The following is a 24584-nucleotide window of genomic DNA, read 5'->3' on the forward strand; positions in this document are numbered from 1 at the left end:
GTGTTTTTGGAGGAGCCGCACCATACCGACTGCGCAGGGGAGGGCAACGCCTTCGTTGGTCGGCCGGACCGGATTTGTGCTAGGATAGGCCCCTCAAGAACCTCACAAAAAAGGGAGTGACATCGCATGGGGATCAGCGTCGGCGTGCTCGACCATTTCAATATCCGGACCCGCAACCTTGCCGATACGGTCCGGTTCTATGAGGACGTTCTGGGCCTGGAAAAGGGTGCCCGGCCGAACTTCGCATTTCCAGGAGCGTGGATGTACAGCGAGGGCAAGGCGGTGGTGCACCTTGTCGATATCTCCAAGACCGAGGAACCGCAGAAGCCGGACTCCGGCGTCGTCCACCATGTCGCGTTCGCGAGCTACGGCTTTGACGGCATGAAGCGGCGGCTGGAACAGAAGGGCATGGCCTACGATTCCCGGCAGGTTCCGGGCGGCGACCTCTGGCAGATCTTCGTCAACGACCCCAATGGCGTGATGATCGAACTGAACTATGAGGCCGCCAAGGAAGGGACCGCTGCGGCCCCCGCCGAGCGGCGGGACGACGTGGGAGCGAGGTAGCCTTTTGCGCTGAACCGCTCTATTGGGTCGCATCGGACTGGCAAAGCGTTTTGCAACGCAGCCCGCTCGCGGATTTGCTCCGGGGGCGGATTGGGCCGCGTCAGGAAAGCGCGTCGATACAAGCGAGTAGGGCCCGGTTCTGAATCGGAGCCACAAGGGCTTCAGGAGATGCGCGAGTGAGCGTAACGCAGCAACAGGTTCTCGATTCCCTTAAGCAGGTGGCGTCTCCCCGTGGCGTGCCCCTGACCAATGCCAACGTGCTGTCGGCGATTTCGGTCACCGACGGCAAGGTGTTCTTCTCCATCAATGTCGATGCCGCCGAGGCCAGAGCCTGGGAAAGCGTGCGCGCGCAGGCCGAAGCCGCCGTGCGCGCAATTCCAGGTGTGGCGACAGCGATGATCGCGCTGACCGCCGAGCGCAAGCCGGGGTCGCCGCAGGCCGCGCCCGCGGCGCATCGGCATTCCCACGGCGTGCAACCGGCTTCAGCCCACCGCCCGCCGCAGGGCGCAGCGGCTTCGCCGATGTCGAAGCAGGCGGAAATCCCCGGCGTTGCCGCCGTCATCGCGGTGGCATCGGGCAAGGGCGGTGTCGGCAAATCGACCACCGCGCTCAATCTGGCGCTCGGCCTGCGTGACCTCGGCCTGCGTGTCGGCCTGCTCGACGCTGACATTTACGGCCCGTCGGTGCCGCGGCTGACCGGCATCAGCGAGAAGCCGCAACTCGACGACAACAGGAAGATGATTCCGATCAAGCGCTTCGGGCTGTCGATCATGTCGATCGGTTTCCTGGTCGAGGAAGACACCGCGATGATCTGGCGCGGGCCGATGGTGATGTCGGCGATCACCCAGATGCTGCGCGATGTGGCGTGGGGCACGCTCGACATTCTCGTCGTCGACATGCCGCCCGGCACGGGCGATGCGCAACTGACGCTGGCGCAGAACGTGCCGCTGAAGGGGGCGGTGATCATCTCGACCCCGCAGGACCTCTCGCTGATCGACGCCCGCCGGGGGCTTGCGATGTTCAAGAAGGTCAACGTGCCGGTGCTCGGCATTGTCGAGAACATGAGCTATTTCCAGTGCCCGGAGTGCGGCACGCGCTCGGACATCTTCGGCCATGGCGGCGCGCGGCATGAAGCGGAACGGCTGGGTGTCCCGTTCCTGGGCGAGATCCCCTTGCACATGTCGATCCGTACCACCTCGGACGAAGGTAATCCGGTGGTGGTGAGCGAGCCGGACGGGCCGCATGCCGCAATCTACCGGGCCATCGGAACCAGGGTTCGCGACCAGCTTCAGGGCGCCATTGCGGCGGCGTAAGCCTCCCTTATAACCCTCTATAAGACTTTGGTTTTAATCAGTGCAGTCATGCCTTTGTCGCGTTTTCGCTAGCCAACTTCCGTGTTAAAGCCGCCCCGCCAGAGCGCCCCGGATGAGGCAGAATCGGCCCCACCGGAGGGCATGCTCCAGGAAATATGGAAACGTCCCGTCTTAAGGAGACTTGAATGAAGCGTCGTGATTTTTTGAAGGTTTCAGCGGCCGGTGCTGCCGCGACAGCCGTTGCCTCGCCGGCGATCGCGCAATCATCGCCTGAGATCAAATGGCGCCTGACGTCGAGCTTTCCGAAGTCGCTCGATACCATCTATGGCGGTGCCGAGCAGGTGGCGAAGTACGTCGCCGAGATGACCGACAACAAGTTTCAGATCCAGGTGTTCGCGGCCGGCGAAATCGTTCCGGGCCTGCAGGCGCTCGATGCGACCTCCAACAACACCGTCGAGATGTGCCATACCGTCTCGTATTATTATGTCGGCAAGGACCCGACCTTTGCGATCTACGCCTCGGTCCCGTTCGGCCTCAATGCGCGCCAGCAGAATTCCTGGTGGTCGCAGGGCGGCGGCGAGGCACTCGGCAACGAGTTCTTCAAGAAGTTCGGCGTGGTCGGCTTCGCCACCGGCAACACCGGCACGCAGATGGGCGGCTGGTTCCGCAAGGAGATCAAGACCGTTGCTGATCTCTCGGGCCTCAAGATGCGCATCGGCGGCATCGCCGGACAGGTCTTGCAGAAGGTCGGCGTGGTGCCGCAGCAGCTCGCCGGCGGCGACATCTATCCGGCGCTGGAAAAGGGCACCATCGACGCGGCCGAGTGGGTCGGTCCGTATGACGACGAAAAGCTCGGCTTCCAGAAGGTCGCCAAGTTCTACTATTACCCGGGCTTCTGGGAAGGCGGTCCGATGGTCCACGCCTTCGCCAACCTCGAAAAGTGGAATTCGCTGCCGAAGAACTACCAGGCGATCCTGAGCAATGCGTGCGCCCACGCCAACAGCTGGATGAATGCGCGTTACGATATGCAGAACCCGGCCGCGCTGAAGCGGTTGGTTGCCGGCGGCACGCAGCTTCGGCCCTTCACCAATGAAGTGCTGGAAGCCTGCCTGAAGGCGACCAACGAGCTGTGGGCCGAGATCTCCGGCAAGAACCCCGACTTCAAGAAGTCGATCGACGCGATGCAGGCCTACCGCTCCGACCAGTACCTGTGGTGGCAGGTCGCTGAGTACACCTATGACAGCTTCATGATCCGCTCGCGCACCCGCGGCTGATTACGTCTTAAGTCGTAGAAAATGGCCCGGCCTTCCCTAGGGGAAGGCCGGGCTTTTTCGTTTTTCCGTATAGTTCGGGATGGAAATCGGGAACCGGTTGTTCCATGCTGGCTCGGCAAGGCCTCCCCAAGAAGGCCACGACACGTTTCACCAGCAGGGATGGATTCAATGAAAAGAAGAGATTTTCTCAAAGTGACCGGTATTGGCGCAGCCGGCGCCGCGACCTTGGCGGCCCCCGCCATCGCGCAATCGATGCCGGAACTGAAATGGCGCCTGACCGCGAGCTGGCCGAAATCGCTCGACACCCTCTGGGGCGGGGTGGAGCTGATGGCGAAGCTCGTTGGCGAAGCCACCGACAACAAGTTCCAGATCCAGGCCTTCGCCGGTGGCGAAATCGTTCCCGGCCTGCAGGTGCTCGATGCCGTGCAGAACGGCACCGTCGAAATGGGCCATACGGCGTCCTACTATTATTTCGGCAAGGACCCGACGTTCGCTTTCGGCACGGCGGTGCCGTTCGGTCCCAACCAGCGGCTGAACCAGGCCTGGTACATGCTGGGCGGCGGCAGGGACCTGCTCAACCAGTTCTACAAGAGCTACAACGTCACCTCGTTTCTGGCCGGCAACACCGGCTGCCAGATGGGCGGCTGGTTCCGCAAGGAGATCAACACCGTCGATGATCTGAAGGGCCTGAAGATGCGCATCGGCGGCTTTGCCGGCCGCGTGATGGCGAAACTCGGCGTGGTGCCGCAGCAGCTTGCCGGCGGCGACATCTATCCCGCGCTCGAAAAGGGTACGATCGATGCGGCGGAATGGGTCGGGCCGTATGACGACGAGAAGCTCGGCTTCAACAAGGTCGCGCCGCATTACTACTATCCCGGCTGGTGGGAAGGCGGCCCGATGCTGCTCGGCATCGTCAACCTGGATAAGTGGAATTCGCTGCCGAAATACTATCAGAGCGCCCTTGAGCAGGCGGGCCAGGCCGCCAATAGCTGGATGATGGCCAAGTACGACCAGGGCAACCCGCCGGCGCTGAAGAAGCTGCTGGCCGGCGGCACCAAGCTGCACGCGTTCTCTCCGCCGATCATGCAGGCCTGCCTGAAGGCGACCAAGGAATTGTATGCCGAGACGTCGGCGTCCAATCCGACCTTCAAGAAGGTTCTGGACTCGATGAACTCGTTCACGAGCAACGGATACCAGTGGTGGCAGGTCGCCGAACTCGGCTACGACAGCTTCATGGCGCGTAATCCGCAAGGCTGATTGCGATCGTTTCAACAAACGAAACCCCGGAGCGAAAGCTCCGGGGTTTTTTGTTTCTGCGAATGCGATGGCCGCTACTGTTTGGGCCCGCCGAAATCGAGCGGCGGCAGTTCGATCTGCGGCACCTCGATCTTGACCTTGCTGAGATCGACGTCGAGTGGCTTGTCGAGCAGCGCCGTCACCACGACGGGGAAAGCGATCACGATCGCCACCATGATCGCCTGCAGGCCGATCCAGGGTAGCGCGCCCCAATAGATGTCGGAGCTCTTCACTTCCTTGGGCGCAACGCCGCGCAGATAGAACAGCGCGAAGCCGAACGGCGGATGCAGGAACGAGGTCTGCATGTTGACGCAGAGCATGACGCCGAACCAGATCAGCGCCGCATCGGGGCCGACGACCGGCGCCAGCACCTTCTGCGCAATCGGCGCCACCATCGGCAGGATGATGAAGGCGATCTCGAAGAAATCGAGGAAGAACGCCAGGAAGAAGATGAAGAGGTTGATGAAAATCAGGAAGCCCCAGACCCCGCCGGGAATCGAGGTCAGGTGATGCTCCAGCCATACGCCGCCATTGACGCCGAGGAACACTACCGAGAAGCAGGTCGAACCGATCAGGATGAACACCACCATGCAGGAGAGGCGCATGGTCGACTGGTAGCCCTGCTTGATCAGATCGCGCAGGTCGGGAATGCGGACGGCTTCCAGGCAGAGCCAGACGACGGCGAGATAGAGCACTGCGAAGGTCAGCTTGAGCGCTTTGCCTTCGCCGACGAGCATTCCGACGATCACTGCGACGCCGGTAGCGGCAACGCCGACGAGCAGCATCTTGTGTCCCTTGCTGCTCAGATCCTTGTGATGGATCGCGGCGAGCACGATGGCACCGATGGCACCCATCGCGCCGGCTTCCGTCGGTGTCGCCAAGCCCATCATCATGGTGCCCAGCACCACGAAGATCAGGACGGCCGAGGGAATGATGCCCATCAGGCATTTGCGCCAGAGCGGCCAGCCCCGTAGCGTAAGCGCGTCCCTGGGGACGGCCGGAACGTGGTGGGGCAGGAAGATGCTCAGAACGAACGTGTAGCCGGCGAACAGGACGATCTGCAGGATAGAGGGTCCCCAGGCGCCGAGATACATGTCGCCGACCGATTTGCCGAGCTGGTCGGCCATCACGATCAGGACCAGCGAGGGCGGCACGAGCTGGGTGATGGTGCCGGATGCGGCGAGCACGCCGGTGATGTAACGGACGTTGTAGCCGTAGCGGAGCATCACCGGCATCGAGATCAGCGCCATGGCGATGACCTGCGCCGCCACCGTGCCGGTGATCGCGCCCAGGATGAAGCCGACGATGATGACGGAATAGCCGAGGCCGCCGCGAACCGGGCCAAACAACTGACCCATCGAATCAAGCATGTCCTCGGCGAGGCCGCAGCGCTCGAGCACGGAGCCCATGAAGGTGAAGAAGGGGATCGCGAGCAGCAATTCGTTGGACAGCACGCCGCCGAAGATGCGGCCGGGAATTGCCTGCAGGAAGTTGAGGTCGAAAAAGCCGAGATGGATCGACAGGAAGCCGAATGACAGCCCGAGGGCGGCCAGCGTGAAGGCCACCGGGAAGCCGATCAACATGGCCAGAATCAAGCCGCCGAACATCAGCGGCGGCATCATCTCCAGCGTGATCATTGGGTCGGCCTCTCATACTTCGCATCGATCACGACATAACCCTGCAGGGCCGCTATGCGCTTGATCACCTCGGAGACGCCTTGCAGCGCCAGGAAAACGAAGCCCACGGGAACGACGAGCTTGATCGGCCAGCGCAGCAGGCCGCCGGCATTGCTCGAGGTCTCGCCCACGGCGTAGGCCTGCATGAAGAACGGCCAGGACAGATAGGCGAGCAGCAGACAGGACGGGATCAGGAAGAACAGCGTGCCGATCAGATCGAGCTTGAGCTGTCCGCGTTCGGACAGCATCAGGTAGATGATTTCAACCCGGACATGCTCGTTCTTCTTGAAGGTATAGGAGGCACCGAACATCACGAAGACGGCGAACATGTACCACTGCAATTCGAGCCAGGCGTTGGAAGAGTAGCCGAACGCATAGCGGATCATCGCATTGGCGGCGCTCACCACGCAGGCTGCGAGCACGAGCCAGTTGCAGACGCCGCCTAGTTTCTCATTGAGCCAATCGATTGAATTACTCAGTGCCAACAATGGGCGCATTACGCTCTCCTCGGACACGTCATCGACGTGCGCCGGATGTCTTCATTGATATTGCGCTGCCATCTCGCGCCGGGCGACTGGAGCTGCCGCCGCGCCACCGGCGCGCAGATTCGTTCCCGCGCGAAAAACGCACGAGCCCGCAGCTCATTCGCAGATGCGATTGCAACGATAAGTCCTCCCCCGTCTCGCGCTTCCGCCGTCTTGACTGCAACCCTTGGGATGCGGCGGCCTTGTTCCGGCCGTGCTGGCGTGAAAGCAGCCGCACCATTTCAGCGCGCTGCGGCGGCGTCAATCGGAAAATGGACAAATTGACGCGGCGGCCAATTGGTTGGTTGGCCTGATAAATCCGCGTTTTTACGGGCGATAAGTTAACCGGCAGACTTAGCCGCCGGTCACGCTCATGTGGCGCGAGACGCTCGGCCGGTTATGCCGGCGGTCGATGATGAAGTCGTGGCCCTTCGGCTTCAGCCCGATGGCGCGATCGATCGCCGCGGACAGCAGATCGTCGTCGGCGGAGGCCCGCAACGGTTTGCGCAAATCGGAGGCATCCTCATGGCCGAGGCAGGTGTGCAGCGTGCCGGTGCAGGTGATCCGTACCCGGTTACAGGACTCGCAGAAATTATGGGTCATCGGCGTGATGAAGCCGAGCTTGCCGCCGGTCTCGGCGACGCGGACATAGCGGGCGGGGCCGCCGGTATTTTCGTCGAGGTCGGTGAGCGTGTAGTGCTGCGCCAGCCGCGCGCGCAACAACGACAGCGGCACATATTGGTCGATGCGGCCTTCGCCGATCTCGCCCATCGGCATGACTTCGATCAGCGTCAGCGCCATGCCCTTGCCGTGCGCCCATTCCATCAGCGAGGGGATTTCCTCCTCGTTCATGTTCTTCAGCGCCACCGCGTTGATCTTGACCGCAAGGCCCGCGTCCCGTGCGGCCTCGATGCCGGCCAGAACCTTGTCGAGATCGCCCCAGCGGGTGATGGCGCGGAACTTCTGCGCATCGAGCGTATCGAGCGAGACGTTAACGCGGCGGATGCCGCAGTCGCGCAATTCGCCGGCGAAGCGCGCCAGTTGCGAACCATTGGTGGTCAGCGTCAGTTCATCGAGCGCGCCAGTGCCGAGATGGCGCGACAGCGAGCGCACCAGCGTCATGACGTTGCGCCGGACCAGCGGCTCGCCGCCGGTGAGGCGGATCTTGCGCACGCCCTTGGCAATGAAGGCGGAACACAGCCGGTCGAGTTCCTCCAGCGTCAGCAGGTCCTTTTTCGGCAGGAAGGTCATGTCCTCGGACATGCAGTAGAAGCAGCGCAGATCGCAGCGATCCGTCACCGACACGCGCAGATACCGGATGGTCCGGCCGAAGGGATCGACCATCGGGCGTGTCAGCTGATCGGTTGACGGGGAGCCGTTCATTCAAACTGCCTTGTAAAGGAGCTAGCCTGTTGGTTCGCTAGCATAATCTAGGCAGCTTGTACGGCGGCTACAATCCACATCAGCACGCGGGCTGCGCTGGGTAGGGGTCGGGCCTGGGAAGGCCGATCCGGCCGCCGGCGCCGCGGCCGGTTTCAGTTCCGCGAATACCGGGCTCGGCTCGATGTTGTTCGTCGCAGGCCAGGCGAAATCGCCGGAACTGCGGATCAAATGCCGGCAAGTAGGGATCCAATAAATGCAATGAAATCAGCCAGCTAGGCCTGCGATACGGCTTTTCTCAGCCCGTCCACCGCAGCCGGCAGCTCCCGCATATGCCCGATCAGCCGGTCAGGCTTGAGCTCGGCGATGGGCACATCGGTGTAGCCGAATTCGACCCCGATTACGGGAACGCCGGCCCGCCTGGCGACGCCGACGTCAGGTCCGGCATCGCCGACCATGATGGTCGCGCCGATATCCCCGCCGGCCCGCGCCACCGTCTGTTGCAGGATGATGGGGTCGGGCTTGGAGACACCGAACGTATCGGCGCCGCAGATCGCGGCAAACCGTCCGCTCAGGCCCAGTTGGTCAAGCAGCCGTTTCGACAGCCATTCCAGCTTGTTGGTGCAGACCGCAAAGCGGCAACCCTGCGCCGCGAGGTCGTCGAGGGCGGTCTCCAGCCCCTCGAAGGGCCGCGAGGCGTCGGCGATATGGTCGGCGTAATAGTCGATGAAATCCTTCGTCAGCCGGTTGACGTCTTCGACGCTTGCGACGCGGCCGTCCACCTCGAGCCCGCGCTCGATCAGCTTGCGCGCACCGGCGCCGATCATGTTGCGCGCGGATTTCATGGGGATGGGCGGCAGGCCTTCGCGCGCCAGCACGAAATTGAGCGCGGCAATCAGGTCGGGGGCGGTGTCGACAAGGGTGCCGTCGAGGTCGAAGACAACGGTGCGGGGAAAGGTCATGGGAATTCGCTAGCGGCAGGCAAGGCATCATGCAAGTAGGGAACCTGAAATCCGGGAGGACGACATGCGCGAGCTTGTGGGCAAGACCGCCTTTGTGACCGGTGGGGCCGGTGGAATCGGACTGGCGCTCGGCCGCGCCTTTGCGCGAGCCGGCATGAAGGTGATGCTGGCCGATATCGAAGCGGATGCGCTGCAGGCCGCCGTCAAAGGCTTGCGGGAAATCTCGCCGGATGTCAGCGGCATCATCTGCGATGTCGCCGATGCCGCGAGTGTGGAACGCGCCGCTCAGGCCGCATTCGACGCCTTCGGCAAGGTGCACGTGGTCTGCAACAATGCCGGCGTCGCCGCGGGCGGCGGCATCGACCATATCTCGCTCGACAATTGGCGCTGGGTGATCGACGTCAACCTGATGGGCGTGGTTCACGGCATCAAGAGCTTTCTGCCGCACATCCGCGCGCATGGCGAAGGCGGCCATATCGTCAACACCGCCTCGATGGCGGGGATGCAGACCGGATTGGGATTCAGTCCCTATGGCGCGAGCAAATTTGCCGTGGTGAGCATGTCGGAAGGGCTGAGCCATCAGCTCAAGCCGCACGGCATCGGCGTCAGCGTATTATGTCCAAGCTATGTGCGCACCCGCATCGGCGAGAGTGGACGCAATCGACAAGAGCGTTACGGCCCGACGCAACCGCTCGATCCCGCCAGTCCGGCAGCGGCCCTGGTCGCCGACCTTGCCCGGAATATCGACGCCGGACTTGAGCCCGACGCGGTTGCCGCGCGTGTGCTCGCCGCGATCCGCCAAGATGACCTCTACATTTTTACCCATCCCGAAAGCCGGGCCGAGGTCGAGCCGCGTTTCGCCGCCATTTTGGCCGCAATGGATCGGGTTTCACCCCCATAATCCTTCTCACGCAAGACTTTAGACGCTGTTCCTGCCGGTAAAACGACGCTAGACATGCGCCCGCGGATCGGCGGATTCCTGGGAGCATCGTCAACGTGGATATGGACGGACTTAAGCGGCAGGCGGCGGCGCAGGCGCTGGAGCAGGTGCAGGACGGCATGAAGCTCGGACTCGGCACCGGCTCGACCGCCAAGCATTTTGTCGAATTGCTCGGTCAGCGCGTGGCCGGTGGGTTGCGCGTGGTCGGCGTGCCGACCTCGGAAGCGACCCGCGCCCAGGCCGAAGCCTGCAAAATTCCCCTGACCACGCTCGACGAAGTCGACCGGCTCGATCTCACCGTCGACGGCGCCGACGAACTCGATTCCGCGCTCAACCTGATCAAGGGCGGCGGTGGCGCGCTGTTGCGGGAGAAGATCGTGGCGGCGGCCTCGGATCGCATGATCGTGATTGCCGACGATACCAAATGGGTCGATGTCCTCGGCCGTTTCCCTCTACCTGTCGAGGTGATCCCGTTCGGGCTGGCCGCAACCCAGCGGGCCATGGCCGCGGCATTTGCCCAAAGCGGCGTTTCCGGGCAAATGGGGCTCCGCAAGGGCAAGGACGGCCACGTTTTTGTCACCGATGGCGGCCACTGGATTGTCGATGCCCATCTCGGGCGCATTGCCGATGCGCCGCGTCTGGCGGGCCTGTTGAGCCTGATCCCGGGTGTCGTCGAACATGGGTTGTTCATTGGCCTGGCCAGCACCGCCGTCCTGGCAGGTGCCCAGGGAATTCGCGTAGTTGAGCGGCGGTAACGCCGGAAATCGAGGAGAATAGGAATGAAGAGCCTTTCACGGATTTTGTCGGCGACCGGCCTTGCAGTGGGGCTCGCGCTGGCCGCCGTTCCGGCCGGTGCGCAGCAGAAGAACGCCCCTGCGGCGCCTGCGACCACGCAGCTCAAGCCCGGCTCACCGGGTGCGATCGCCGCCGCCAAGGAAATCCTGGCGATGAAGAACGCGAGCGCGATGTACGCCAACGCCGTTCCCAACCTGGTCCAGCAGACCAAGAACGTGCTGTTGCAGAGCAATCTGAACTACCAGAAGGATCTCAACGAGGTCGCCGAAATCGTCGCCAAGAATCTCGCCGGCCGCGAAAAGGAAATCGGCGACGGCATGGCGCAAGTCTACGCCAACGAGTTCACCGAGCAGGAGCTGAAGGATCTCGTCACCTTCTACAAGTCGCCGCTCGGCCAGAAGCTGCTGGCCAGCGAGCCCCGTGCGATCCAGTTCAGCATGTCCTACATGAACCAGTGGGCGCAGGCCTTTGCCGAAACCATCAACGGCCAGTTCCGCGCCGAGATGAAGAAGCGCGGCAAGGATATCTGATCCTCTATCCAAACCAGAGGCGACTTCGGGCGGAGTTGAGATGGCTGAGTTCGACGTCGATCTGTTTGTCATCGGTGGTGGTTCGGGCGGCGTGCGCGCCGCCCGCATCGCCGCCGGCTACGGCGCCAAGGTCATGGTTGCCGAAGAATACCGGATGGGTGGCACCTGTGTGATCCGGGGCTGCGTGCCGAAAAAACTGTTCGTGCTCGGCTCGCATGTCCGCCACGAAATCGCTGACGCCGCTGGTTTCGGCTGGACCATCCCCGAATTCTCCTTCGACTGGTCGACGCTGGTCGCCAACAAGGACAAGGAGATCGCCCGGCTCGAAGGCATCTATGCCGCCAATGTCGAGAAAAGTGGCGCGCGTATCGCGAAAACCCGCGCGGTGCTGGAAGACGCCCATACGCTGCGGCTGCTGACCGGCGAAACGGTCACCGCGAAATACATCCTGATCGCGACCGGCGGCGCGCCCAATCACGGCCGCGAGATCCCCGGCATCGAGCACGTGATTTCCTCCAACGAGGCATTTCATCTCACCGAATTGCCGAAGCGCATCGTGATCCAGGGCGGCGGCTATATCGCGCTGGAATTCGCCGGCATCTTTGCGGGCTTCGGCTCCGACGTCACTGTCATCTACCGCGGCGATAACATTTTGCGCGGATTTGACGAGGATGTCCGCAAGCACGTGCGCGCCGAAATGGAGAAGCAGGGCATCACCATCATCACCGGCTGCACCATCGACAAGGTGGACAAGCACGGCAAGGAATTCACCACGCATCTGTCGAGCGGTTCGAGCATCGCCTCTGACCAGGTGATGTTTGCGATCGGCCGCCACCCGAACGTCGCCAATCTCGGGCTCGAAAAGGCCGGCGTCGCCATCAATCCGGCCAATGGCGGCATCGCCGTCGATGAATGGTCGAAGACCTCGGTCGACAACATCTATGCGATCGGCGACGTCACCCATCGCCTCAACCTGACGCCGGTCGCGATCCGCGAGGGCCACGCCTTCGCCGACACCGTCTTCGGCAAGCGCCCGGTCCAGGTCGATCACGCCACCATTCCGACGGCGGTGTTCTCGCAGCCCGAGGTCGGCACCGTCGGCCTGACCGAAGCGCAGGCGCGCGCGCAAGTCAGCCATGTCGATATCTACAAGGCCGATTTCCGTCCCATCAAGGCAACGATGTCCGGCCGCGACACCCGCGTGCTGATGAAGCTCGTGGTCGACGGCACCACCGACCGCGTGCTCGGCTGTCACATCGTCGGCGACACCGCCGCCGAGATCGTGCAGGCGGTCGCCATTGCCGTGAAGATGAAGGCGACGAAGGCCGATTTCGACGCCACGATCGCGCTGCATCCGACGGCGGCGGAAGAGCTGGTGACGATGCGCACGCCGACGGCGCGGCATGTGCGGCAGGCGGCGGAGTAGGTATCTTCGTAGGATGGGTTGAGCGAAGCGATACCCATCAACTGTCGCGCAACGCAAATGCTGGGTATCGCTTCGCTCCACCCATCCTACGGGGCTGGCAGCTACCGATTGGCTTGGCCCTCTGCTAACGGTACAAGCCAGCATCAAAAAACGGAGTTACCCATCATGATCGAACAAATCGGTATCGTAGGCGCGGGCACCATGGGTAACGGCATCGCCCAGGTGTGCGCCGCCGCCGGCCTTCCCGTCGTCATGACCGACATCTCCGACGCCGCGCTCACCCGCGGCATGTCGGTCGTCTCGAACAGCCTGGAGCGCCTCGTCAACAAGCAGAAGATGACCGACGCCGACCGGCAGGCCGCGCTGGCCCGGATCACGACGACGACGGACAATACGAAATTTTCCACCTGCGATCTCGTGATCGAGGCGGCGACCGAGAATGAAGAGCTGAAGGTCAAGATCCTGAAGGATCTCTGCACGAAGATCCGCCCGCAGGCGCTGCTCGCGACCAACACTTCCTCGATCTCGATCACCAAGCTTGCTGCTGCGACCGATCGTCCGGACCGCTTCATCGGCATGCACTTCTTCAATCCGGTGCCGCTGATGGCGCTCTTGGAATTGATCCGCGGCCTGCAGACGTCGGACGATACCCACGCCAAGGCGGAAGCCTTTGCCAAGAAAGTCGGCAAGGTCGCGATCACCGCGAAGAACAGCCCAGGCTTCGCGGTCAACCGCATCCTGTGCCCGATGATCAACGAGGCGATCTTTGCGCTTCAGGAAGGTATCGCGACGGCGGAAGACCTCGACGCCGGCATGAAACTCGGCTGCAATCACCCGATCGGCCCGCTGGCGCTCGCCGACATGATCGGCCTCGACACCATGCTGTCGGTGATGGAAGTGTTCTACGAAGGCTTCAACGACCCGAAATACCGCCCCGCGCCGCTCTTGAAGGAAATGGTCGCCGCCGGCCATCTCGGCCGCAAGACCGGGCAGGGGTTTTACAGCTACGGGAAGTGAGCTTAGGGCAGGAAGTGCCGCTGGGAACGCGTAGCCCGGATGAGCGAAAGCGACATCCGGGGCCTACTTGCTGGCTCGCGCAGGCAGGAGGCGCCCATGTCCGTGAATGCCGACGATCTTGCTGAAGTCGTGCGCTATGCGCTGGAGACCACCCGCGCCACAGCGGCGTGCCCGTTCCACTGGGATGTGATCATCCGTATCGGCGATGACGCCGCCGAGAGCCATGCTTTCGAACGCGCAAGGAAAATCGTCAGGAGCGATGGCACAAATTGGCCGGCAGTTGCTCTCAGGAAAGAGTTTGCCCGCCAACTCGGCGCGGCCGCAGACGGTCGATGTCCCATGTGTGGGGTAGACGGCAGTGCGTAACGCGCAGGATGGGTAGAGCGCAGCGAAACCCATCGTTCTTTGCGCAGAGATGTGATGGGTTTCGCTGCGCTCTACCCATCCTACGAAGTCATTTCGGATTGGGATCGACGAGTCCCTTTCCGGGGTTCTCGAACTTCCCCGCGCGCGCCAGTTTCACCGCATTGCCAAGCGCACGCGCGGCGTTGCGCACCTCGTCCTGGAATGCGCGGTCCTCATCCAGCGCCTGATGCGAGGTGGCGTAGGGCTCCATGTAGCCGATATAGCCATCGGCTTCCGACGTGCGGCCGGCCGAGATCAGCGACATGTCGGTCAGCCAGTCCGACAGCGAGCGGCGCAGCATTTCGGCGCCGGCGCTGTCGCCGTGCACGACGAGCCCGAAATGGCGGCCGGCCAGATGCCGCGGGTAGGGCCAGCCCTTCAATTCGAGCGCCTTTGCCTGGTCGGCATGCTTGCCATGGGTGGACGTCGGATCGGGGTTGCCGCCGTCGGCGCAGACCAGCCGGTCCATCATCGCCTTCAGCGGCGTCGGCGCGTGATACCAGTTCACCGGCGTCACGATCAGGATGCCGTGCGCTGCCACCCACAACGGATAAATCTCGTTCATCCAGTCGTCGGTCTGGCTGAGCGCGTAGTTCGGATAGCAACTGCAGGGCCAGTGGCACAGCGGCATCGCGGTACTGACGCAGGATTTGCAGGGATGAATCTGTCGGCCGTACTCCGATGTCAGCCGCGACAGATCGAGAATGTCGACCGCAAATCCCATCCCGGCCAGCATTGGCTCGGCGAGCTTGACCAGCCGCCACGTCTTCGACATCTCGCCGGGGCAGGTGTGCTCACTGCGCGCCGAGCCGTTGATGACGAGAATGCGCGGCGGCGCGGCCGCATCGTCGTGACGTCGCTGCGCCTCAAGAATGACCTCGCGCGCGGCGAGCCAGTCCACCGAGATTTCATACTCGGGATCGGCAAAGCCCGCGCCCGCCTTGCGTGTCCGCGGCGCTTTTCGCGAATCGCTATAGGCGTCCCAGGCAGCGGCGACGATGGCGTCGAGCTCGTGCTGCAGCGGCTGGAAGACCGGATCGACGAAGCGGCGGCGATAGCGTTTTTCGAATTCCGCGCGCGGCAATTTTACGGGCGGCATTCCCTTGCGAACGTCCGGCTCCGCCATGGATCGATCCTCGCGCGACGATGTGCTGATTCCTCAACGTTGGAGGCGGAGCGGAGGTTCCGACGCGGCGCCTAGCCCGGACGCCACATGTCGAACAGCTCCGCCGCGCTGACCAGATCGATCTGCTCGTTGAATCGCATCCGGTACATGGTCATCAGCGCATCGTGGCCGGCATCGGACGAGCTGCACAGCGCGTCCTGCACGATGACGACGCGGAAGCCGAGATCGACCGCGCCGAGCACGGTGGCGAGCACGCAGACGTCGGTCTCCGCGCCCGACACCACCACCGTGCTGACGTGCCGCTCGACCAGGAGATGACCGAGACGAGAGCCGAAGAATGCCGAATAAGCCGGTTTGTCGACGACAAGCGCCGGCGGCGAATAGCGCGCCAGCTCGGGCACGATGTCGAGCGCGCCGGGTGCGAGATTGCCGCGCGTCGCGCGGTGCCATCTCGTGAAATAGGCCTGCCACTGGCCGCGCCGGTCTTCCGGTCGCTCCGGCGTGATGAAGCGCGAGAACACCGTACGCTCCCGGTAGCGCGCGCAAATTTCCGAGATGACCGGCAATACCCGCTCCATCCACGGTGTTTCCCACACGCCGCCCTTGACGAATATGTTTTGCATGTCGATGCACAGATGCGCAGCGTCGCGAATTCCCGCCATGTGCGGCCTCTCACCTCATCGGGAGGCTAATTCGGTAGATATGAACTGGTTTCAAGGACGTCATGAATGGGACCGTCATGCCATCCCGTATTTGGTTCTGCTCGTTCACAGCTAGGAAAGAATGGCAGTCATGCGGGAACCATCCACGTTGATCGCTGTTGGCGGCGGGTTTGTACCTCCAACCCCAGCGTGGAGTAACTGATGCTGAAGCCTCTCGCAGCCGCCTCCGTTCTGCTGTTCGTCTTCTCCATTGAAGCAAATGCGCGCCCTCAACACCGGCATCACGGCCATCGAGCCTGGTGCGGCAGCTATCTCAGTAAATATCTTGGCAAACCGGACCGCCGTCTCGCGCTGGCGCGCTCCTGGGCGAGCGAAGGCATGAATGCCGGCGGCCCCGGCATCGGCGTCGTCGTGGTTTGGCGGCATCACGTCGGGATCATCACCGGACAAACGCCTGACGGCCAGTGGATCGTTCACAGCGGCAACGACGGCGGCGCGGTGCGCACGCGCGCCCGATCGCTGGCCCGCGCGATTGCATTCAGACGTGTGTAGCAGGCGCAGCGACGTGCCCACCCTCTATTCGCGATAATTGTCGTGGATGGTGGGCACGCTTCGCTTTGCCCACCCTACGGCTATTCGCAAGTCAACTCAGAGGTCTTGCCGGGTCAATCTGCCGTGTGACGCCGCCACTTTGCCGGGCGCTTTCTTCGTAGGCGCTTCGCCGCCCGTCAGCGCCATCACCGAGACCGACACCACGCGTTCGACGATGGCATCGACGTCGTTGAGGTCGCATTGCCCTTCCGACAATTTCGCAAGCCGTTCTTTTTCCCTGATGGTGTGATGCGACATCGCGAGCGCAAAATGCAGGCCCCAATAGAGGTCGGCGTCGTCGCGGCCGGGCATCGCACGGCGCATCGCGGCGATAAATTTCCGCAAGTGATCGACTTCGCGGTTCTTGATGCGACGGATCGGCGGCACTGACTCAATCGAGGCGCGGATCATGAAGCGTGCCGCGGTCGAGCCTTCGCGGTCGGGGCCGAGGCAGCCGCGCAGGGTAGGGCCGACCAGCGCGTGCAAGATGGCTTCAATCGGGGCGCGGCCGCCGCCCTTTTCCTCGGCCGCCTTCAATTCGTTGAGCCGCTCGCGGTTGGTGGCGAGACTGCGGGTGACGAACAATTCTGCGATCAATTCGTCCTTGGAGCCGAAATGATAATTCACCGCGGCGAGATTGACGTTCGCTTCCGCGACGATGTCGCGCAACGTCACGTCGCCGAAGCCGCGATCGGCATAAAGCCGTTCAGCGGCGGCGAGAATGGCAGACCGGGTCCGATCGCTCGACATATCAGGTCCCCGTTTGCGGAGTTGCAATTCAAACACTTGTATGAAACTATCGTTTGAAGGGCCGGAAATGTCAACCGTCTGCGAGCGTGTCTCATCTCCGGTCAGCCGGGCTGTCAGATTCGCAAAATGGCTTGCGGGCCATGGGTAGCGGGCAGACAGTGCGGCCCAACCTTTTCAAAAGCTGAAGGCGAGGAGCGTCCCATGAACTTCGATATGTCCGAAAAGCAAAAGGAATGGCTGAACCGCGTTCGCGCGTTCATGGACGCGCATGTCCGTCCGGCGGTGCCGATTTACAGGCAGCAGGACGAGGAGGGGCCGCGCTGGAAGGTGATCCCGATCCTCGAAGACCTGAAGAAGAAGGCGCGGGCCGAAGGTCTCTGGAACATGTTCATGCCGCCGAACGCGCATGAGGACGACGAATTCCGCGGTGCGGGATTGACCAACCTGGAATACGCGCTGCTCGCCGAAGAGATGGGCCACATCGGCTGGGCTTCGGAAGTGTTCAACTGCTCCGCACCCGATACCGGCAACATGGAAGTGTTCATGCGCTACGGTACCAAGGAGCAGAAGCGCAAATGGCTGCGTCCGCTGATGGACGGCGAAATCCGCTCCGCCTTCCTGATGACCGAGCCCGCGGTTGCATCCTCGGACGCCACCAATATCGAAACGCGCATCGAGAGCGACGGCGATCACTACGTCATCAACGGCCGCAAATGGTGGTCGTCCGGCGTCGGCGATCCCCGCTGCAAGATCGCGATCCTGATGGGCAAGACCGATCCGACGTTGGCCAAGCATCAGCAGCAGTCGCAAGTCCTGGTTCCGCTCGACACGCCCGGCATCAAGGTCGAGAAAATGCTGCCGGTGTTCGGTTTCGACGACGCGCCGCATGGCCACGCCCAGGTGCTTTTGGAGAACGTCCGCGTTCCCAAGGCGAACATCCTGCTCGGCGAGGGCCGCGGCTTTGAAATCGCGCAGGGCCGCCTCGGTCCGGGCCGCATCCATCACTGCATGCGCACCATCGGCAAGGCCGAGGAGGCGCTGGCGAAGATGGTGAAGCGGCTGTCCTCGCGCACCGCCTTCGGCAAGAAGATCATCGAGCATTCGGTCTGGGAACAGCGCATCGCCGAAGCCCGCACCGATATCGAGATGAACCGCCTGCTGTGCCTCAAGGCCGCCGACATGATGGACAAGGTCGGCAACAAGACCGCGCAGCTTGAAATTGCCATGATCAAGGTGTCGGCGCCGAACATGGCGCTGAAGATCATCGACAACGCGATTCAGGCCTATGGCGGCGCCGGTGTTTCCGACGATGCAGGGCTTGCGCGGGACTATGCTTCCATGCGCACCATGCGCCTGGCGGATGGTCCGGACGAGGTGCATAACCGCGCCATTGCCAGACTTGAACTTCGGAAGTATGCAAACTCTACGCACTAACGGGAACGTCAAGATGGCGCTCCCCAAGTCCAAGAAGAATTAAGGGAGCGTCATCGTGGCGGACGGCGTCAGGAAAGACGAAGAGTTCTCGGGCACCAAGGAAGTCGAGGAGCGTCATCGCATCAACGAGGCAAGCCTCGATGCGTGGATGCGCGAGCATGTCGATGGTTTTCAGGGGCCGCTGACCGTCCTGCAATTCAAGGGCGGCCAGTCCAATCCGACCTACAAGCTGGAAACGCCCGGCCGATCCTATGTGATGCGCCGAAAGCCGTTCGGTAAATTGCTGCCGTCGGCGCATGCGGTCGACCGCGAGTTCCGCGTCATCGCGGCGCTCGGCAAGCAGGGCTTTCCGGTCGCAAAGGCCTATGCGCTGTGCACCGACGACGCCGTGATCGGCGCCGCCTTCTACATCATGTCGATGGAAGAGGGGCGGGTGTTCTGGGATCCGACGCTGCCGAGCCAGACGCCGGATGCGCGCCGAAAAATCTTCACCAGCAAGATCGAGACGCTGGCGAAACTCCACGTCTTCAATCCGGAAACGATCGGCCTCGGCGATTTCGGCAAGCCGGGCAATTATTTCGCCCGCCAGATCGACCGCTGGACCAAGCAATACCGTGCCTCGGAGACGCAGCACATTCCGGAATTCGAGAAGGTGGCCGAATGGCTGCCGCGAACCGTGCCGGAGCAGAAGCGCGTCTCGATCGTCCATGGCGACTACCGCCTCGACAACATGATTTTCCATGCGACGGAACCGCGCGTGCAGGCGGTGCTGGACTGGGAATTGTCGACGCTCGGCGATCCCATGGCCGACTTCACCTATCTATTGATGCAGTGGACCATGCCGGGGCTGGCCAACGCCGATCTCAAGGCGTTGAATATTCCGAGCGTGGAGGAGGCGGCGCAGATCTACTGCGACGTCACCGGCATGGAAGTGCCCGACCTCAACTGGTACTTCGCCTACAACATGTTCCGCCTCGCGGGCATCACGCAGGGTATCGCCGGACGTATCCGCGACGGCACCGCGGCCAATGCCAAGGCGCTGGAGTCGGCGGCGCGCACCGTGCCGCTGTCGAAATCTTCCTGGGAATACGCTCAGAAGGCCGGCGCGACCTAATTCGCGCCGTCAAAGCGGGATGACTTTTCTTCGACGCGTCATCCCGCGTTATCTTTTTGTTTGAGCATGATCTCTTCGGAAAACCGCTACACACTTTTCCGGATCATGCTCCAGTTTAGCCGTTAGCTTCCTTGGCACTCTCCCCGAATATTCGCGGCAGCCTGCTCATGGCGGTGTCCATGGCGGCGTTCACCACGAACGACTCCATCACCAAGGTGGTGTCGTCCGAGATGAACTTCGGCCAGGTGATCCTGGTGCGCGGGCTGTTTGCGATCGTGCTGGTCGCGGCATTCGCCTGGCAGCAGGGCGCACTGCGTCCGCTGCGCACGCTGATGGTAAAGCCGGTGGCGCTCAGGGTATTCGGCGAGATCGGCGGCACCATCACGTTCATGGCGGCGCTCGCGCATCTGCCGCTCGCCAACACTTCGGCGATCTTCCAGGCGCTGCCGCTTGCGATCACGCTCGGTGCTGCCGTGATCTTCCGCGAGCCGGTCGGCTGGCGGCGCTGGTCGGCAATCGCCGCAGGCTTCATCGGCGTGCTCATCATCGTGCGGCCGGGGCTGGCCGGCTTCAGCCAGTACTCGCTGTTCGCGCTGGTGTCGGTCGCGTTCTGCGCGCTGCGCGATCTCGCAACCCGGAAGATTCCCGCCAAGATTCCGTCGCTGTTCATTACCTTGCTGACCACCGTGACGGTGACGACCGCAGGCGGCGTCATTCTCGTTCCGCTCGGTGGCTGGACGCCGCCATCCGCCGGCGCGCTCGGCCTGCAGGCGCTCGCCGCCGTGCTGCTGCTGATCGGCTATCAATGCATCATCTCGGCGCTGCGCTCGGGCGACATCTCGGCGGTGGCGCCGTTCCGCTATTCCGCGCTGCTGTGGGCGATGCTGCTCGGCTATCTCATATTCGGCGAGGTGCCCGACGCGATGATGGTGACGGGCGCCGCGATCATCGTTGCCTCCGGCCTCTACGCCTTCTACCGCGAGCGCATCCGCCACCGCGCGCTGGCGGCGGAATCATCCGGCCTGCCGCCCGACGGGTTGTGAGATGCCATGGCATCCGTCATTGCGAGCGAAGCGAAGCAATCCATCGCGCCACTTGCCGAGACATGGATTGCTTCGTCGCTAACGCTCCTCGCAATGACGAGTTAGACCGGCCTGCCCGTATACGGCATCGACGCGGTGAGGCCGCCGTCGACCGGGATCGCCTGGCCGTTGACGTAGGACGCCTCGTCGCTGGCGAGGAACAGCCCCATCGCCGCGAGCTCGTGCGGCTGACCGGCGCGCTTCAGCGGATTGAGTTGGCCGATCTTGTCTTGGGTGCCGCGCTCCTTGGCGCGATCGAACGTCGGCTTGGTCATGCCGGTCTCGATCAGGCCGGGACAGATCGCGTTGATGCGCACGCCGGTGCCGGACAGCGAGTAGGCGGTGGTCTGCACCAGGCTGATGACGCCGGCCTTGCTGGCGCCGTAAGGGTGACCGCTGGCGCCGGCCTTCAGGCCCGCCACCGAGGCCGTGCAGACGATCGAGCCGGACTTCTGCTTGATCATGTGCGGCATCGAATGCTTGATCGCGAGGAACGGCCCGATCAGATTGACGCGCAATACTTCCTGCCAATGTTCGACAGTCTGATCGGCCAGTGGCACCAGCCCGCCGCTGACGCCGGCATTGGCCCAGATGGCATCGAGCCTGCCATATTTGGCGACCGCCTTGTCGATGAACGCCTTCACGTCGGCTTCCAAACCGGCATCGGCCATCACGGCTTCGACCGTGCCGCCGGCATCGCTGACCAGTTTGACGGTCTCCTTCACACCCTCGGTCTTGTCGACGATGATGAGCTTGGCGCCTTCCCGCGAGAACAGCACCGATGCTGCGCGCCCGATGCCGCTGCCAGCACCTGTAATGACGACGGATTTGCCTTCGAGGCGGCCCATGAGTCTCTCCCTGATAGCTATGCGCTTAGGCGTCTGCCGCCTTGCGGAATTCAAACAAGATTTCAAACGTCAGATTCGCTTGAGACGGTGACTGCTCTGACGTACAGCGACAACGAACAGTATTGAAGGGTCTTGGCGATGTCCAATGCAGGCAAACCGTTGATAGTCACCACGCGATGGTGGTGGATTCGCCACGCGCCGGTCCGCGAGGATGAGGGCCGCATTTACGGACAGAAGGATCTCAACTGCGACACCAGCGACCGCGTCGTGTTCGAGGCCGTCGGAAAGATCCTGCCGCGCAATGCAGTCTGGTATGCAAGCAATCTGAAGCGTACGCACCAGACGGCCGATGCCATCTGGGCCGCCGGTTTTCCCAAGCCGTCAGATATGCCGCATGTGAACGCGTTCGCGGAGCAGCATCTTGGCGAGCTGCAGGGCATGAATCGCGCGGCATTTTACGCGAGTCTGCCGGCCGGCAGTCACTGGCTTACCGGTATCGATGAACCCGCGCCCGGCGGCGAGAGTTTTATGGACCTCTATAACCGCGTCTGCGCCGCCATCGAACGCATCAATGCCGAACAGATGGGCAGGGATGTCATCGTCGTCGCGCATGGCGGCACGATCAGGGCCGCTGTCGCGCTTGCACTCGGCGGTCAGCCGGATAAAGGCCTCGCCTTCGATATCGACAATTGCTCGGTGACGCGGCTCGACCATCTCTCAGGCGCCAATTACACCGGCTGGCGGCTGCCGATGGTCAACCAGCAGCCCTGGATCGCGGACGCTTCGCACAACGCGATGCATCAGCCGGCCGGGCCCGAGATCGAGCCGCCGAAACTCGCCTGATGCTCGGTTGTCGAAAACTGCAAACGCTGCTTAGTTCGAATTCAAGATGAAGCCGGCATCGCGCCGGATCAACCTTCGGGAGAGAGACATGAGCTTGTTCGATATGACCGGGAAAGTCGCCGTCATCACCGGCTCCACACGCGGCATCGGCCGTGCCATCGCCGAGCGCATGGCCGAGCACGGCGCCAAGGTCGTGATCTCCTCGCGCAAGCAGGACGTCTGCGATCAGGTTACCAAGGAGGTCAACGAGAAGTTCGGCAAGGGGACGGCGGTTGCGATCGCCGCGAACATCTCGAACAAGGAAAATTTGCAGAACCTCGTCGACGAATCCAATCGCGCCTTCGGCAAGATCGACGTGCTGGTCTGCAACGCCGCGTCCAATCCCTATTACGGTCCGCTCGGCGGCATTTCCGACGACCAGTTCCGAAAAATCTTGGACAATAACATCGTCGCCAACAATTGGCTGATCAACATGGTGGTGCCGCAGATGATCGAGCGCAAGGACGGCTCGATCGTGATCGTGTCCTCGATCGGCGGTCTCAAGGGCTCGACCGTGCTCGGCGCCTACGCGATATCGAAGGCGGCCGACATGCAGCTGGCGCGCAATCTCGCCTGCGAATACGGCAAGCACAACATCCGCGTGAACTGCATCGCGCCTGGTTTGATCAAGACCGATTTCGCGAAAGCGCTGTGGGACAATCCGGAGACGCTGAAGGCCTCCACCGCGCGTTCGCCGCTATTGCGCATCGGCGTGCCCGACGAGATCGCGGGCGCTGCGGTGCTGATGGGATCGAAGGCCGGCGACTTCATGACCGGCCAGACCATCGTGATCGACGGCGGCGCTACGATTAGTTGAGGTTGGCACGTCATTCCGGGGCGATGCGAAGCATCGAACCCGGAATCTCGAGATTCTCTGGTGCGCAAGTGCGCACCGGAGTTCAGCCCTTTCGGGCTGCCCCGGAATGACGCTGTGCCTCACTCCACCGCCGCGTAAACCAGATCCCGCAGCAGGTTGCGGATGTATTCGCGCTGGCCGGGGCCCTGCATCATGAATACCGTGAACAGGTCTTCCGCAGGATCGATGAAGAAGAACGTGCCGGCCATGCCGCTCCAGAAGAACTGGCCAAGCGAGCCCGGGAACGGCGCAATGCCCCTGTGCGTACGGACCGCGAAGCCGAGGCCGAAACCATGGCCGGGCGGCATCAGCGGCGAACAGACCTTCACGCCGGCGGTGAGATGATCTGAGGCCATCAGCTCCAGCGTCTTGCGGCCGATGATCCTGTTGCCGTCGAGCGCGCCGCCATTGAGCAGCATCTGGCAGAACCGCGCATAATCCATCGTGGTCGAGACCAGCCCGCCGCCGCCGGATTCCATCGCGGGCTTCTCCAGCATGTTGAAGAGTTGCACCTTGTCGCCATTCCAGGGATCGATCGCAAACGGCTCGGCGAGACGGCCGGCGTTGCCTTCCGGCGTATGGAACGCGGTCTCGGCCATCTGCAGCGGCGCCAGGATGCGCTCGGTCAGGAACGCGCCGAGCGACTTGCCGGAGACGACCTCGATGATGCGGCCGAGAACGTCGGTCGAGCGGCTGTAATTCCATTCCGCGCCCGGCTGGCAGACCAGCGGCATGCCGGCGATCATGGTCGCGTGCTCGGCATTGGTGATCTTGCGGCTGCGCAGCCGCGACTGCTGGTAGAGTTGCTGCACGAGACCATTGCCGGTGTGGTCGTAGGTCAGGCCCGAGGTGTGCCGGAGCAGGTCCTGAACCGTCATCTGCCGCTTCACGGGAACCAGGTCGAGCCTGCCGTTGTTGTCGACGCCGACCTTCTGGCCCGCAAACTCCGGAATGAACTTGGCGACGGGGTCGCCGAGGATGAAGTGGCCGTCCTCGACCAGCATCATGATGCCGACCGAGACGATCGGCTTGGTCATCGAGAAGATGCGAAAGATGCTGTCATGAGCCATCGGCGTGGCTGCCGCCGGGCCCTGCCGGCCGATCGCATCGAACCAGCCGATCTGGCCCCGCCGCGCC

Annotated in this window: 25 protein-coding genes; 16 read left to right on the forward strand and 9 right to left on the reverse strand. The window is 62.8% G+C overall.

What is annotated here, in order from left to right; all coding sequences use genetic code 11:
• Positions 1–126: 126 nt before the first annotated feature.
• The 4 genes from CQ12_RS04760 to CQ12_RS04775 all read left to right on the forward strand — a co-directional run bounded on the left by CQ12_RS04760 (position 127) and on the right by CQ12_RS04775 (position 4408).
• Positions 127–564: a VOC family protein gene (locus tag CQ12_RS04760; RefSeq protein WP_057834207.1), complete on the forward strand. Its 438-nt coding sequence runs from the start codon at positions 127–129 to the stop codon at positions 562–564.
• 176 nt (positions 565–740) lie between these two features.
• Complete coding sequence (apbC, locus tag CQ12_RS04765; protein WP_057834208.1) at positions 741–1877, forward strand: iron-sulfur cluster carrier protein ApbC; 1137 nt, start codon at positions 741–743, stop codon at positions 1875–1877.
• A gap of 185 nt (positions 1878–2062) precedes the next feature.
• Positions 2063–3151: a TRAP transporter substrate-binding protein gene (locus tag CQ12_RS04770; RefSeq protein WP_057834209.1), complete on the forward strand. Its 1089-nt coding sequence runs from the start codon at positions 2063–2065 to the stop codon at positions 3149–3151.
• A gap of 168 nt (positions 3152–3319) precedes the next feature.
• Positions 3320–4408, forward strand: a complete 1089-nt coding sequence (locus tag CQ12_RS04775) for a TRAP transporter substrate-binding protein (RefSeq protein ID WP_057834299.1) — start codon at positions 3320–3322, stop codon at positions 4406–4408.
• Positions 4409–4482: 74 nt separating this feature from the next.
• On the opposite strand, the gene CQ12_RS04780 is transcribed toward CQ12_RS04775, so the two are convergent.
• The 4 genes from CQ12_RS04780 to CQ12_RS04795 form a co-directional block, all read right to left on the reverse strand.
• Positions 4483–6084: a TRAP transporter large permease gene (locus CQ12_RS04780; protein WP_057834210.1), complete on the reverse strand. Its 1602-nt coding sequence runs from the start codon at positions 6082–6084 to the stop codon at positions 4483–4485.
• Positions 6081–6620 (reverse strand): TRAP transporter small permease subunit, encoded by a 540-nt coding sequence (locus tag CQ12_RS04785; RefSeq protein WP_057834211.1) that lies wholly within the window; start codon positions 6618–6620, stop codon positions 6081–6083. Before CQ12_RS04785 ends, CQ12_RS04780 begins: the two co-directional genes overlap by 4 nt.
• 381 nt (positions 6621–7001) lie before the next feature.
• Positions 7002–8030, reverse strand: coding sequence for a GTP 3',8-cyclase MoaA (moaA, locus tag CQ12_RS04790; protein ID WP_057834212.1), 1029 nt, complete (start codon positions 8028–8030; stop codon positions 7002–7004).
• A gap of 272 nt (positions 8031–8302) precedes the next feature.
• Positions 8303–8989 (reverse strand): HAD hydrolase-like protein, encoded by a 687-nt coding sequence (locus CQ12_RS04795; protein WP_057834213.1) that lies wholly within the window; start codon positions 8987–8989, stop codon positions 8303–8305.
• Positions 8990–9053: 64 nt separating this feature from the next.
• Here CQ12_RS04795 and CQ12_RS04800 point away from each other — a divergent pair, with 64 nt between their 5' ends.
• The 6 genes from CQ12_RS04800 to CQ12_RS04825 all read left to right on the forward strand — a co-directional run bounded on the left by CQ12_RS04800 (position 9054) and on the right by CQ12_RS04825 (position 14063).
• Complete coding sequence (locus CQ12_RS04800) at positions 9054–9890, forward strand: SDR family NAD(P)-dependent oxidoreductase (protein ID WP_057834214.1); 837 nt, start codon at positions 9054–9056, stop codon at positions 9888–9890.
• 101 nt (positions 9891–9991) lie between these two features.
• Entirely contained in the window at positions 9992–10684 is a 693-nt protein-coding gene (gene rpiA, locus CQ12_RS04805; RefSeq protein ID WP_057834215.1) for a ribose-5-phosphate isomerase RpiA, read from the forward strand.
• A gap of 24 nt (positions 10685–10708) precedes the next feature.
• Positions 10709–11254, forward strand: coding sequence for a DUF2059 domain-containing protein (locus tag CQ12_RS04810; protein WP_057834216.1), 546 nt, complete (start codon positions 10709–10711; stop codon positions 11252–11254).
• Positions 11255–11294: 40 nt separating this feature from the next.
• Entirely contained in the window at positions 11295–12680 is a 1386-nt protein-coding gene (gene gor, locus CQ12_RS04815) for a glutathione-disulfide reductase (protein ID WP_057834217.1), read from the forward strand.
• 165 nt (positions 12681–12845) lie between these two features.
• Positions 12846–13697 (forward strand): 3-hydroxybutyryl-CoA dehydrogenase, encoded by an 852-nt coding sequence (locus CQ12_RS04820; RefSeq protein WP_057834218.1) that lies wholly within the window; start codon positions 12846–12848, stop codon positions 13695–13697.
• Between the two features lie 96 nt (positions 13698–13793).
• Positions 13794–14063 (forward strand): hypothetical protein, encoded by a 270-nt coding sequence (locus tag CQ12_RS04825; RefSeq protein WP_057834300.1) that lies wholly within the window; start codon positions 13794–13796, stop codon positions 14061–14063.
• 88 nt (positions 14064–14151) lie between these two features.
• On the opposite strand, the gene CQ12_RS04830 is transcribed toward CQ12_RS04825, so the two are convergent.
• Positions 14152–15228 (reverse strand): flavodoxin family protein, encoded by a 1077-nt coding sequence (locus CQ12_RS04830; RefSeq protein WP_057834219.1) that lies wholly within the window; start codon positions 15226–15228, stop codon positions 14152–14154.
• 71 nt (positions 15229–15299) lie between these two features.
• Complete coding sequence (locus CQ12_RS04835) at positions 15300–15890, reverse strand: cysteine hydrolase family protein (RefSeq protein WP_057834220.1); 591 nt, start codon at positions 15888–15890, stop codon at positions 15300–15302.
• 201 nt (positions 15891–16091) lie between these two features.
• Between CQ12_RS04835 and CQ12_RS46010 the strand changes: the two genes are divergently transcribed.
• Complete coding sequence (locus CQ12_RS46010) at positions 16092–16442, forward strand: C40 family peptidase (RefSeq protein WP_245309734.1); 351 nt, start codon at positions 16092–16094, stop codon at positions 16440–16442.
• A gap of 96 nt (positions 16443–16538) precedes the next feature.
• Here CQ12_RS46010 and CQ12_RS04845 read toward each other — a convergent pair whose 3' ends face one another.
• Positions 16539–17231, reverse strand: a complete 693-nt coding sequence (locus CQ12_RS04845) for a TetR/AcrR family transcriptional regulator (RefSeq protein ID WP_057834221.1) — start codon at positions 17229–17231, stop codon at positions 16539–16541.
• Positions 17232–17432: 201 nt separating this feature from the next.
• On the opposite strand from CQ12_RS04845, the gene CQ12_RS04850 reads away from it, so the two are divergent.
• The 3 genes from CQ12_RS04850 to CQ12_RS04860 all read left to right on the forward strand — a co-directional run bounded on the left by CQ12_RS04850 (position 17433) and on the right by CQ12_RS04860 (position 20822).
• On the forward strand, positions 17433–18665 hold the full coding sequence (locus CQ12_RS04850) for an acyl-CoA dehydrogenase family protein (RefSeq protein WP_057834222.1): 1233 nt from the start codon (positions 17433–17435) through the stop codon (positions 18663–18665).
• A 55-nt stretch (positions 18666–18720) separates the two neighbouring features.
• The gene (locus CQ12_RS04855) at positions 18721–19779 is read left to right on the forward strand and encodes a phosphotransferase family protein (protein ID WP_057834223.1); all 1059 of its coding nucleotides are present in this window, start codon (positions 18721–18723) and stop codon (positions 19777–19779) included.
• A 131-nt stretch (positions 19780–19910) separates the two neighbouring features.
• Complete coding sequence (locus tag CQ12_RS04860) at positions 19911–20822, forward strand: DMT family transporter (protein WP_057834224.1); 912 nt, start codon at positions 19911–19913, stop codon at positions 20820–20822.
• Between the two features lie 101 nt (positions 20823–20923).
• On the opposite strand, the gene CQ12_RS04865 is transcribed toward CQ12_RS04860, so the two are convergent.
• Positions 20924–21709: an SDR family NAD(P)-dependent oxidoreductase gene (locus CQ12_RS04865; RefSeq protein WP_057834225.1), complete on the reverse strand. Its 786-nt coding sequence runs from the start codon at positions 21707–21709 to the stop codon at positions 20924–20926.
• Positions 21710–21847: 138 nt separating this feature from the next.
• Here CQ12_RS04865 and CQ12_RS04870 point away from each other — a divergent pair, with 138 nt between their 5' ends.
• On the forward strand, positions 21848–22552 hold the full coding sequence (locus tag CQ12_RS04870) for a histidine phosphatase family protein (protein ID WP_057834226.1): 705 nt from the start codon (positions 21848–21850) through the stop codon (positions 22550–22552).
• A gap of 88 nt (positions 22553–22640) precedes the next feature.
• The gene (locus CQ12_RS04875; protein WP_057834302.1) at positions 22641–23408 is read left to right on the forward strand and encodes an SDR family NAD(P)-dependent oxidoreductase; all 768 of its coding nucleotides are present in this window, start codon (positions 22641–22643) and stop codon (positions 23406–23408) included.
• Between the two features lie 119 nt (positions 23409–23527).
• On the opposite strand, the gene CQ12_RS04880 is transcribed toward CQ12_RS04875, so the two are convergent.
• The coding region (locus CQ12_RS04880) for a serine hydrolase domain-containing protein (protein ID WP_245309735.1) at positions 23528–24584 on the reverse strand (1057 nt) is incomplete at its 5' end.

The sequence above is a fragment of the Bradyrhizobium jicamae genome, assembly GCF_001440395.1.
GTDB classification, from domain to species: domain Bacteria; phylum Pseudomonadota; class Alphaproteobacteria; order Rhizobiales; family Xanthobacteraceae; genus Bradyrhizobium; species Bradyrhizobium jicamae.